The organism is Mesorhizobium sp. M7A.F.Ca.CA.002.15.2.1 (genome assembly GCF_003998715.1).
Classification (GTDB): Bacteria; Pseudomonadota; Alphaproteobacteria; order Rhizobiales; family Rhizobiaceae; genus Mesorhizobium; species Mesorhizobium ciceri.
Genome location: NZ_RZPI01000506.1, coordinates 1 through 4,247 on the forward strand (window position 1 = coordinate 1; position 4,247 = coordinate 4,247).

Below are 4,247 nucleotides of genomic sequence, written 5' to 3' on the forward strand. Positions count from 1 at the left end.
GCATCTTCCGCCCATGCCAGCAGCTACGCCGCCAGAGCGTCATCCGCAGCCTGCTTGATCAGCCATTCGATGTGATTTGACCACATCTGCAACACCTCGCGCTTCTCCTTGACGTTGCTATAGAGATTGTAGATTTCGCCAATGTCTGTCAAGGACGCCGCCTTGTGATTCAGTATGTGCTCGATGACGTGTGGCAATACCTGCCGCCTGCCGAGATTTGTCGCGAGCGTCCTGCGCAGATCGTGAAGGGTCCAGTTCTCCAAAGCCACCCCGTCAGTATTGACCTTGCCGTCTAGAGCCTTCTTGCCCTTCGCGTAGCCTGAGAAGTGGCTTCTTTCGTTGCCCCTCGCAGGGAAAAAAACGTGTCATTGGTCTTCGGTACCGTCTGGGGGACCGACACCGCCAGTGTGGACAGCGGAATAAGCGTAGGCTCTTCGTTCTTCGTGCGGTCACCCGATAGTTCCATGTTCCGGCTTCAAGGTTGAGGACCAACGCATCGCGGCAACTTCCGTACGCCTCTGTCCGGTCAGAATGAGCAGCTTGACGATGGAGCCGAACGAATAGCCGATATCGCCCGGTTCGGGCTCACAGCCCGTTCATATAGCCGCCAGTTCGGCATCGTTCACCACTCGCTTGCGCTTGACGATCGGGGCCGGATCCGGATTTTCCAATCCCTCGCGGGGAAACCGCGGATGAGCCGTTGCGGCGGTTTGCGACACCAGTTGAAAAATGCCCGCATACACCAGAAGGCCGTGTTAGCCGCTTGCGGGTGACCCCCGGCGACGATCTTCTTGGTGATGTTAGCAATGTCGGTGTCGATCACATGGTGGATAGAGCGACTCCCGAGGGCAGGCACAAGATACCGGTTCAGGCTGGCCTCGACCAGTGCGGTGTTTTGAGGGTCGTTACTCGGCGGCCTGGAGGTGACCGCCATCGCCGTCCTCGGTATCGTCAGCGCTGATATGCGCCTGATCGGCAAGGAAGGCTGGCAGTTCCGATGGAGCTATGCTGGAATTTGGGTGACGAGGCTGATCAAGCGGCGCTCTGCGGCTTCGTTTCGATGACCTGGATTCCGTCCAGGAACCTGGCACCTGCGATGAGTTTCGGCAACTGATTTTGTCCTTTCAATCGTCGCCACTTCCTGGCCGCGGCCAACAGCTTGAAGACCATCAGCTGGGCGGTTTTCGAGGATAGCGAGCCCTTGGTACGCACCGTGCGATAGCGAACGGTTGCAAAGACGCTTTCGATGGGATTGGACGTTCGCAGATGATCCCAGTGTTGGGCGGGGAAATCGTAGAGCGCCAGCGACGCAATATGATCTTTCGTCAGGCAGTCGACCGCCTTGGCATACGCCTCGGCCTCCATCTCGATCGCATGCGCAAGCAATTTGCGCGCGCCGCTGCGAAGTACATCCGTCAGGGTATCATCGATTTCGTCGGGCTGACGAAGGCGAACAATGTGTTGATAGTCTCGTTCATGGCGTATCACTCTCCTTGAGAGGTACTGGCAGGCTTCATCACCCGCCTCGATACGCCGCTCTCCTCAAGCCGCCATCATCCAGTTTCCGCCATGGCTCCCCCTGATTGATCCGCTTCACCTGTGCAACTGCACAGGCTGCCCTAGCGGGGAGATTGGCCTCCAATGGCGAAAGCTTGCCGCAGGAGACCCTCCGATGACCGTGCCTATGGCGCCGCCGCTACGACAACTTGCCGACAAGCAGCGTGCGATCCACTGCCGCGCTACTGCGCCTTCAAGGGACGTCTGGATCGCGACGCAGGAGCCGATGACCGTTACGGGATCAATTCCAGGTCGCGCTGGCCGTCGCTGTGCCAGTTCGACGGTCTGGTGGCAATTTGGGCACATCTTCTGTCGCCGACAGTGGCGATGGCTGACGCTTCAACGAAACGGGGTCTTCGACGTCTGCTGCCTTCGCCGATGCTTTGCGAAGTGGCATAATGTTTCGACGCACGCAGGCGCGGGCAGGGGATGTCAGTCATGAATCTCCTGACTGGCGCGGATCAGGCCGATTGGCGGGATGAAAGATCATACGACTACACCGCTGGCCTGACGCTGCGGGAGTGGGCTTGGGAGTTCTTACGCCGCAATCCAGCGTTCCAGCGCGATCTGACCGCTGCGCGCCAGCATTGCAAGACTTGGTCTCTCCAATCCTTTCTCGATATGGTCGCGTCGGCCGGCGACCTGTCACGCTGGGGTGTTCTGTTTCGCGGAGTCTTGTGGCCGCGCTTCGGTCGTATTCTGGTGTCCGCTCTGGTGCGTCCATGTGCTGCCGGTCATTGCGGAACGGTTGCCTGCCTCGTCGCCGACACCGCCGTTCGAACTCTCGGCATTGCCCTGTCGTGCAATCGTCCTGCTGGCGCCCGACAAGAGCCAGCATGTTCTTCTTCGCAATGCGGACCACGCGCTGCAGCTCGCCGTCTCGGGCGCGAATATCCTCCACCCTGTTTGCCTGCATACGCAAGCCATCTGGCCCGCGGTGCTTTTAAAGCATCGACTGAGGGGACTGGAGTGCCTCAATGCTCTCAGTCTAGGGCAACAGTTGCCCCCCCGCTTGTTTGCGCCGGAAAAGCGCGGCGTTCGTTTGTCCTTCGTTCTTCGTGCGCTCGACGGTTCGCTCGCCGGAGCACCTCATCGCGAGCTCGCCGAAGTTCTCATCGGTCAACGGCGCGTCCATGCCGACTGGGCGGATCCTCGCGATCATCTGCGCGACCGCATCCGTCGGGCCGTCTCGCGTGGCCGCGCGCTCATGAATGGTGGCTACAGAGATTTCCTAATTTGAAAAGCGACAGTCCGCGCTGTGCGTCGGTGGATGAACGTTCGCTCGCAGCTGTACCCGTCACCAACAGTTCGCCCGCCGACAGGACTGCATGGCGCCTTGCAAGTGCGCTCTGGTCTAGCTTGTCGATGCCGAAATGAGATGGGCGAGGGTGCCAAGGCGGTGGTTCATTAGGGCCGGCCTCGACCTGGACGCACATCATTGGTCGGAAAGCGGCGTGCACCGCAATGTCGCCATAGCAGCCAAGATCCTTTGAGGCCGGACCTGCAGTCCTGTTGGACCGGCGGGTGCAACAATATGGAGGGATCTGAGGCCTCACACCGTTCCCTGGTCGACAGCTCGGTCAACATAGCACCCACCGCTTGATTATGGAAATGGTGTGCCTGGAGTGCAGCGAGTAGCGGCTTGCTGCGCACTGTCCTAAGAATAGCAGTCATGACCCGTCTGGGGTTCTGCAACACGACGATTCAACCGCTTGGGCATTGTCGCATATCCCACAATGTAGAATGCGCAACAGGGCAAAAGCTGATCCATCGGCGGTTTATCAATGCTTTTTGGCTTGGCACGGCACATGCAACGCAATCGGCAAAAGGCGCACGAACTGAGTGGCCCATCGGCCCTAGGAGCGCTGACTTATGCCCTCCCAAGGCATGTCCGGCCCGACAGCGAGCTCAGTCTCCTGCCGGGCATCCGTGTTTCAGGTCAACGGCGTTTGGAACTTCCAATTAGGTGGCGGCATTGACCGCAGGCCGCCCCCCGGTGGGGCGGAGAGACAGTGCAGCAGGTTTCAAATCCCGCCCATGCAAAGATATTTCATTTCCAGATAGTCCTCGAGGCCATGACGGGAACCCTCCCGCCCGATGCCGGATTGTTTGATCCCGCCAAACGGTGCCGCCTCCGAGGACATGCGTCCCGTGTTGATGCCAACCATGCCATATTCCAGAGCCTCTGCCACACGCCAGACCCGCTTCAGGTTTGAGGCATAGAAGTATGCGGCGAGGCCGTATATCGTGTCATTGGCCTCGCGCACGACCTGATCCGCATCGTTGAAGCGAATGATCGGCGCGAGCGGCCCGAATGTCTCCTCTTGCGCGACTGCCATGACGCTGGAAATCTCGGTGAGGACCGTGGGTTCGAAAAACGTGCCATTCTTGCCGATACGCTGGCCCCCGCATCGTATTGTGCCGCCTTTCGCAATGGCATCTGCGACGTGAGACTCGATCTTGGCCAGAGCATGCTTGTCGATGAGCGGTCCGATGTCCACTCCGGCATCGAATCCGTCGCCAACCGACAAGTGCCGGATTCTTTCCACGAATTTCTTGACGAACTCATCGTGAACGCTCGATTGGACGTAAATGCGGTTCGCGGAAACGCAGGTCTGGCCGGCATTGCGGAACTTCGCCTGGACCGCACCGTCAACAGCACCGTCAATGTCGGCATCATCGAAGATGAT

The 4,247-nt window shown here is 59.2% G+C and carries 4 protein-coding genes; 1 reads left to right on the plus strand and 3 read right to left on the minus strand.

From position 1 onward, the window contains the following. Positions 1-23: 23 nt before the first annotated feature. Positions 24-152 carry a hypothetical protein gene (locus ENZ74_RS35760; RefSeq protein WP_135907184.1) on the minus strand — a complete coding sequence of 43 codons (129 nt, stop codon included), beginning with the start codon at positions 150-152 and terminating at the stop codon, positions 24-26. Between the two features lie 880 nt (positions 153-1,032). Further along, positions 1,033-1,488, minus strand: a complete 456-nt coding sequence (locus tag ENZ74_RS23770) for a transposase (protein WP_256748481.1) — start codon at positions 1,486-1,488, stop codon at positions 1,033-1,035. Between the two features lie 793 nt (positions 1,489-2,281). Here ENZ74_RS23770 and ENZ74_RS23775 point away from each other — a divergent pair. Further along, on the plus strand, positions 2,282-2,797 hold the full coding sequence (locus tag ENZ74_RS23775) for a DUF2285 domain-containing protein (protein WP_224570032.1): 516 nt from the start codon (positions 2,282-2,284) through the stop codon (positions 2,795-2,797). A gap of 784 nt (positions 2,798-3,581) precedes the next feature. Here the strand turns inward: ENZ74_RS23775 and ENZ74_RS23780 are convergent. After that, positions 3,582-4,247: aldehyde dehydrogenase family protein (locus tag ENZ74_RS23780; protein ID WP_127312601.1), on the minus strand; the 666-nt coding region annotated here is incomplete at its 5' end.